Below are 6,891 nucleotides of genomic sequence, written 5' to 3' on the forward strand. Positions count from 1 at the left end.
GAACCGTGCCCGCCGCACCGAAACCTAACGTTCACCAGCCTATGAAAGGAGATCGCCATGCCTGTCCGTATCGAAAACCAGACGTGCTACTTCAAAGTCAGCGATGACGGCCTCGAACACGACCTGCCGGCTTCACAGGTCACGGTCAGCACCGACAGCGACAAATCCATGTCGTTTGTCGAGGTCAGCGGCGAGCGGGTCTACATTACCGAAGCCGAAGCCGATGCCCTGACCGTCGCTGGTGCACAGGACGGACGCCAACACGTGAAGGCGACCGACAGTGATTCGGTGATTTGATTGATCTGTATCAGCACCCGCCATAATCAGCTGCGCCCCTGCGCCACGGGGTGCAGCGCATTGTCGCAGGCGCCGCCGAGCACCCCATCTGATCCGCTTTTTATCACCCTACCTGAGTCTGTTATGTAAACAGCACGGCACGCATAGTTCATTGGCCTGATGGAGGCTGATGAGCGAACAACCATGAGCGAACGAATCCCCACCGTGGAAACCTTTGAGCCCCTACACCCAAAGAAGGTGAAGGCCCAACCCAGCGACACCCTGATCCATACCCGCAGCTTCACCGGCCTGTATCGCACCTTGCGTGTGGGTGGTGCCGGCTTTCTGTTCCTGGCGTTTTTTGGCACCGTGTGGCTGAACTGGGGTGGGCGCCAAGCTGTGTTATGGGATTTGGCCGAGAGCAAATTCCACATCTTTGGTGCGACGTTCTGGCCGCAGGATTTCATTCTGTTATCGGCGCTGCTGATCATCTGCGCCTTCGGGCTGTTCGCGATTACCGTGTTCGCCGGCCGCGTGTGGTGCGGCTACACCTGCCCGCAAAGCTCTTTCACCTGGCTGTTCATGTGGTGTGAAAAGGTTACTGAAGGCGAGCGCAACCAACGCATCAAGCTGCAAGCCGCGCCCTGGACCCTTGACAAACTCGCGCGACGCTCGGCCAAACACACGCTGTGGCTGGGCATCAGCGTACTGACCGGGCTGACCTTCGTCGGCTACTTCACGCCCATCCGGCCCCTGGCGACCGAGCTGCTGACCTGGCAAATGGGCGGCGTGAGCCTGTTCTGGGTGCTGTTTTTCACCGCCGCCACCTACCTCAATGCCGGTTGGCTGCGCGAAGCGGTGTGCATGCACATGTGCCCGTATGCGCGCTTCCAGAGCGTAATGTTCGACAAAGACACACTGACCATTTCCTACGACGCTGCCCGTGGCGAACAACGTGGCCCGCGCAAGCGTGAGGCCAACCCTGCGCACGTCGGCCTCGGCGACTGCATCGACTGCAAGCTTTGTGTGCAGGTATGCCCCACCGGCATCGACATTCGCGACGGGCTGCAAATGGAATGTATCGGTTGTGCGGCGTGCATCGACGCCTGCGATTCGATCATGGACAAGATGGGCTATGCGCGCGGCTTGGTGAGCTACACCTCCGAGCATCAACTGCAAGGTGGCAAAACCCACCTGCTCAGGCCACGGCTGATCGGCTACAGTGCCGTGCTGCTGGTGATGATTGCGGCGTTGGTGGTGGCCTTGGTGGAACGGCCGATGGTCTCGCTGGACGTGACCAAAGACCGTGGCATGTTCCGCGAAAACAGCGAAGGCCTGATCGAAAACATCTACAGCCTGAAAGTCATCAACAAAACCCAGCAACGCCAGGACTACCGCCTGGAGTTGGTGGATGCCGACGGCTTCCAGTTGCAAGGCAAAACCCACATCAGCCTGGCACCGGGAGAAATCAGCGATGTACCGGTGTCGGTGGCGTTGCTGGCGGACACCCCGGCAAGCAGTTCACAGACGCTGCGGTTCAAGGTGTACGACGTGGACGAACCGTGGATTTTCAGTGCTGCCGACAGCCGCTTTGTGGCACCGCTGAACCGTTGATGTTCCTGGTCATACCCGATAAAAAAGCGCATTAGGCCCCCATGAAACGCTACGAAAGATTCGCCGAAGACATCGCAGAACTGATCCGCTCCGGTGTCCTCGGGCCCGGCCAGCGGGTACCCTCAGTGCGCTACGCCAGCCAGACCTATGGCGTCAGCCCGTCCACGGTGTTCCAGGCTTACTACCTGCTCGAACGTCGCGGCCTGATCCGCGCGCGGCCGCGCTCGGGCTACTTCGTCAACACCCATGCGCCGAGCCCGTTTTCCGAGCCGGTGGTGAGCGAGCAGGTGCACGAGTCCACCGAAGTGGACGTGAGCGAGCTGGTGTTTTCCGTGCTCGACTCCATCAAGGACCCCAATACCGTGCCCTTTGGCTCGGCCTTCCCCAGCCCCATGCTGTTTCCGTTGCCGCGCCTGGCCCGCTCGCTGGCCAGCGCCAGCCGCGAGATGGACCCGCGCCTGGTGGTCACCGACATGTCGCCGGGCAACCCGCAACTGCGTCGGCAAATTGCCCTGCGCTACATGGTCGGCGGCTTGATGCTGCCCATGGAAGAGCTGCTGATCACCAACGGCGCCCTGGAAGCGCTGAACCTGTGCCTGCAGGCCGTCACCGAACCGGGCGACCTGGTGGCCATTGAAGCGCCAGCGTTTTATGCCTGCCTGCAAGTGCTGGAACGCTTGAAGCTCAAGGCCGTGGAAATTCCCGTGCACCCGCGCGATGGCATCGACCTCAACGCCTTGGCACAAAGCCTTGAGCGCTACCCGATCAAAGCCTGCTGGACCATGACCAGCTTCCAGAACCCCATGGGCGCCACGCTGCCGGAGGCAAAAAAACAGGCGCTCGTGGAATTGCTGCGCAGCCACCAGGTGCCGCTGATCGAAGACGACGTCTACGCAGAGCTGTATTACGGACAACACGCGCCTAAACCGGCCAAGGCCTTCGACACCGAAGGTTTGGTCATGCATTGCGGCTCGTTTGCCAAAAGCCTGGCACCGGGTTACCGCGTCGGTTGGGTCGCGGCCGGGCGCTATGCGCAAAAAGTCGAACGCTTGAAGCTGATGACCTCGCTGTGCCCGTCAATGCCGGCCCAGGCGGCGATTGCCGACTACCTGCAACACGGCGGTTATGACCGGCACCTGCGCAAATTGCGCTATGCCCTGGAAGAGCAGCAAAGCGCCATGCTGGCCGCCATCGCCCGGTATTTCCCGGCACAGACGCGGGTCAGCCAGCCGGCCGGCGGCTACTTCCTGTGGTTGGAGCTGCCCGAGCAGACCGATTCGTTGAAGCTGTTCCAAATGGCCTTGGCCCAAGGCATCAGCATCGCGCCGGGGCCGATATTTTCGGCGACCCGGCGTTTCAGAAACTGCATTCGCTTGAATTACGGCAGCCCCTGGACCGAAACCGCTGAGAAGGCAATGGAAACCCTGGGGCGGATTGTGCGGTCGTTCTAGGCCGGAACTAACCCTACGAAAGAACCACCCAGTGAAACGTACTTTTCACACCGGCAAAGGTGCGTTTCCCTTGGTTCAACGTATAGGTTCCGCCATGTATATTTCTGTCCTCTCCAGCCTTCTGTGGCTGCCCAAGCCTCCTCACTACATGCGTGCGGTCGAACAGCAACAAGTGCGCGAGATGACCGGGCCCACAGGCCGCCCTGCGTTTGATCACCGCACGGCAGAAAGAATCATCGAACAAAGCCCTATCATGAAGCGCTTCCTGGAAGGCCGCGATCATTACGAGGTTGGCGATGAGCTCATGATGCAGGTCGGTGACTGGACTGATGCCAACCCAGACCCTACGTCCAGAGCCGATGCGGCTTACCATCTGGACAAGGTGCTTCGGTTCATCGACAACGTGGACGAGCGAACGCTCAGCGCGAGCCATAGCCGCAATGGCCATATCGACGGTTTCTACAACGACGGCTATGGCCTTGCGCATGACTCGGAAGCCAGCCTGCTCAAGGCCTTTTCGCGTAAGGGCTACGAGGTCTTGCGCTACCTGCAGACTTGACTGCGTGGCGCCCTAACGCCCGCCGCCCAGGTCGAGAAAGCTGCCGGTGGTGTACGAAGCCTTGTCCGACAGCAGCCAGATAATCGCTTCGGCCACTTCATCCGGGCGCCCGCCACGGGCCATGGGAATGCCTGATTCGAGCTTGCTGACGCGATCGGGGTCGCCACTCAGGGCATGGAAATCGGTAAAAATGTAACCGGGGCGCACCGCGTTGACGCGAATGCCCTCACCTGCCACCTCTTTGGACAGGCCAATGGTGAAGGTGTCCAGCGCGCCCTTGGACGCGGCGTAGTCGACGTATTCTCCCGGCGACCCCAACCGCGCGGCCACCGACGACACATTGACGATGCTGCCGCCCTGCCCGCCATGCTTGGGCGACATGCGCAGCACCGCGTGCTTGGCGCACAGGATGGGGCCCAATACGTTGGTCTTGAGAATTTTAAGGATGCGAAATTCCGACAGCTCATCAACCCGCGACTTATGCCCCACGGTGCCGGCGTTATTCACCAGCGCGGTAACACGGCCCAGTTCAGCGTCAACGCGACTGAACAGCGCGATCACTTCGTCTTCGATGCTGATATCAGCCTTGACGGCGATGGCCTGCGCGCCCAAGGCGCGAACCTGTTCCAGGACGCTGTGGGCGGCTTTTTCGTCGGCCTGGTAATTGATGCAGATGCGATAGCCCTGGCGAGCGGCCAGCAATGCCGTCTCGGCGCCAATCCCACGGCTGCCCCCGGTGATAATGACGACTTTGTCCATGCGTGCGCTCTCCTGATTCAACCTGATGATTAGGGTTGGATCCAAGAATACCCGTCACACGCGACGTTTGTCAGGCGCTACCGCGTCTTCCGCGCGCTGAATGTCAGCCATGAAACCGTCGGCCGGCAATGGATGCCCCAACAGGTAGCCTTGCAACGAGTTGCAACCCAAGCGGGTCAGGAAACTCTGCTGCACATCGGTCTCCACGCCTTCGGCAACAATTCGCAGGCCCAGGGCCTGGCCGAGGGCCACGATTGCCGAAACGATGGCGGCGTCGTCGCTGTCGTGCTCCAGGTCACGGACAAAACCACGGTCGATCTTCAGCTCGTTGGCCGGCAGGCGCTTGAGGTACATCAGGCTCGAATACCCGGTGCCGAAGTCATCGATGGACAGGTCGACGCCCATGTCCGAAAGCTGCTGCAACACCGTCATGCTCGCGTCGGCATCGCTCATGGCCGTGGTCTCGGTGATCTCCAGGGTCAGGCTGTTGGCCGGCAGCTTGTGACGCTCCAGCGCCGCCGCGACGCTGTTGACCAACCCGGCGTGGCAAAACTGCAACGCCGACAGGTTCACCGCAATGCGCCAGTCTTCATAGCCCTGGGCGTACCAGATGGCCATCTGGCGGCAGGCTTCGTTAAGGACCCATTCGCCGATGGGAATGATCAGCCCGGTTTTTTCCGCCAGCTCGATAAACGTCGCCGGCAACAACAGGCCCTGTTGTGGGTGTTCCCACCGCAGCAAGGCTTCAGCGCCTACTGCAATGCCACTGGCGGCATCGAACTTGGGCTGGTAATACAGACGGAACTGCGCCTGTTCAACGGCGTTGCGCAAATCCTGCAACAGCTGCAGCTGCTTGCGCGCATTGGTGTTCATCGACACGTCAAAGAAGCTGTAGCCGTTCTTGCCCATGCCCTTGGCGTGGTACATGGCGGCGTCGGCGTTCATCAACAGTTCCTGGGGGCTGTTACCGTTGCCCGGAAACATCGCGATGCCGATGCTGGCGGAAATTTTCAGCTCATGCTCGGCAACCTTGAACGCACGGTTGATCAGGCCGACCTGGCGTTCGGCCAGGCCCATGGCATCGTCCGGCTGGGTCAATTGCACCAGCAACACGAACTCATCCCCGCCGATACGCGCCAACGTGTCCTGGCTGCGCAAGTCCTCGCGCAGACGCAGCCCCACCTCGCGCAGCAACTGATCGCCCATGTGATGGCCAAAAGCATCGTTGACCGGCTTGAACCCGTCCAGGTCGATAAACATCAGGGCAAAGCAACTGCCTTGCTCCTTCACGGCCTGGATGGCCTGTTGAATGCGGTCGGCGAGCAACGTGCGATTGGGCAAGCCGGTGAGCATGTCATGCAGGGCCAGGTGGGTCAGCTCCTGGTTGGCCAAGGTCAGCGAGTCGGCCAGCACGGCCGTGCGCGCTTCGAGGCGGGCATCAAGCAGCGAGGTCAACAACGCAATGACCAGCACCGCCAGCGACGTTACCAGCACCAGGTTATCCAGGCCTTTGCCACTCAAGCCGGTCAACGCTGCGCCGCAAAAACTGTTGTCGGCAAATTGGGCTGCGGCCATGCCGGTGTAGTGCATGCCGACGATGGCGATGCCCATCACCACGGCCGCCCCGCCACGCGCCAGGCGCACATACGGTGTATTGCGGCGCAGGTTGAAGGCGATCCACAGCGCCGCGCCGGACGCCACCACGGCGATCAGCAACGAGGCGCCAAACAGCGCGGGGTCGTAGTCGATGCCCGGGGTCATGCGCATCGCGGCCATGCCGGTGTAGTGCATGCTGCTGATGCCTGCGCCCATGATCAGCGCGCCAAATGCGAGTTGCCAGGCAGGCAGGCGTGGCTGGCTGACGAGCCACAGCGCGAAGCCGCAGGACAGCACGGCGATCAGCAGCGACAGCGCGGTAATGCCGAGGTCGAACCCGAGGGCGAACGGCAGGCGCAGGGCCAACATGCCGATAAAGTGCATGGACCATACGCCGACGCCCATGGCCAATGCGCCGCCGGCTATCCACAAATGCACGGCGCGGCCTTTGGCGGTCGCGATGCGACCTGCCAGGTCCAGCGCGGTGTAGGAGGCCAGGATCGCGACGAACAGGGAGATCACGACCAGGGAGGGGGAATAACTACCGATCAGCATGGGACTTCTCAAAACCGACGGACCTGAAACGCCCGTGCCAGGTGGCAAAGCGGGCGATTGTAGCGAGATTAAATCTTGGGC

At 61.2% G+C, this 6,891-nt stretch carries 6 protein-coding genes; 4 read left to right on the forward strand and 2 right to left on the reverse strand.

Annotation, left to right across the window (positions count from 1 at the left end):
• The first annotated feature begins 57 nt into the window (after positions 1 to 57).
• The 4 genes from WBB95_RS23020 (at position 58) to WBB95_RS23035 (ending at position 3,900) form a co-directional block, all read left to right on the forward strand.
• Positions 58 to 297, forward strand: coding sequence for a DUF3203 family protein (locus WBB95_RS23020; RefSeq protein ID WP_424489660.1), 240 nt, complete (start codon positions 58 to 60; stop codon positions 295 to 297).
• 183 nt (positions 298 to 480) lie between these two features.
• Complete coding sequence (gene ccoG / locus WBB95_RS23025; RefSeq protein ID WP_424489661.1) at positions 481 to 1,890, forward strand: cytochrome c oxidase accessory protein CcoG; 1,410 nt, start codon at positions 481 to 483, stop codon at positions 1,888 to 1,890.
• A gap of 41 nt (positions 1,891 to 1,931) precedes the next feature.
• Positions 1,932 to 3,341 (forward strand): GntR family transcriptional regulator MpaR, encoded by a 1,410-nt coding sequence (mapR, locus tag WBB95_RS23030; RefSeq protein WP_424489662.1) that lies wholly within the window; start codon positions 1,932 to 1,934, stop codon positions 3,339 to 3,341.
• Positions 3,342 to 3,435: 94 nt separating this feature from the next.
• On the forward strand, positions 3,436 to 3,900 hold the full coding sequence (locus WBB95_RS23035) for a hypothetical protein (RefSeq protein WP_424489663.1): 465 nt from the start codon (positions 3,436 to 3,438) through the stop codon (positions 3,898 to 3,900).
• Positions 3,901 to 3,912: 12 nt separating this feature from the next.
• Here WBB95_RS23035 and WBB95_RS23040 read toward each other — a convergent pair whose 3' ends face one another.
• On the reverse strand, positions 3,913 to 4,659 hold the full coding sequence (locus WBB95_RS23040) for an SDR family oxidoreductase (RefSeq protein ID WP_424489664.1): 747 nt from the start codon (positions 4,657 to 4,659) through the stop codon (positions 3,913 to 3,915).
• Positions 4,660 to 4,713: 54 nt separating this feature from the next.
• On the reverse strand, positions 4,714 to 6,810 hold the full coding sequence (locus WBB95_RS23045; protein WP_424489665.1) for a putative bifunctional diguanylate cyclase/phosphodiesterase: 2,097 nt from the start codon (positions 6,808 to 6,810) through the stop codon (positions 4,714 to 4,716).
• Positions 6,811 to 6,891: the final 81 nt, after the last annotated feature.

Source organism: Pseudomonas sp. (genome assembly GCF_049645325.1).
Lineage (GTDB): Bacteria > Pseudomonadota > Gammaproteobacteria > Pseudomonadales > Pseudomonadaceae > Aquipseudomonas.

Coding starts and splice junctions, on each gene's coding strand:
- WBB95_RS23040 (WP_424489664.1), bottom strand. CDS start 4,659: ATGGACAAAGTCGTCATTATCACCGGGGGCAGCCGTGGGATTGGCGCC.
- ccoG (WP_424489661.1), top strand. CDS start 481: ATGAGCGAACGAATCCCCACCGTGGAAACCTTTGAGCCCCTACACCCA.
- mapR (WP_424489662.1), top strand. CDS start 1,932: ATGAAACGCTACGAAAGATTCGCCGAAGACATCGCAGAACTGATCCGC.
- WBB95_RS23020 (WP_424489660.1), top strand. CDS start 58: ATGCCTGTCCGTATCGAAAACCAGACGTGCTACTTCAAAGTCAGCGAT.
- WBB95_RS23035 (WP_424489663.1), top strand. CDS start 3,436: ATGTATATTTCTGTCCTCTCCAGCCTTCTGTGGCTGCCCAAGCCTCCT.
- WBB95_RS23045 (WP_424489665.1), bottom strand. CDS start 6,810: ATGCTGATCGGTAGTTATTCCCCCTCCCTGGTCGTGATCTCCCTGTTC.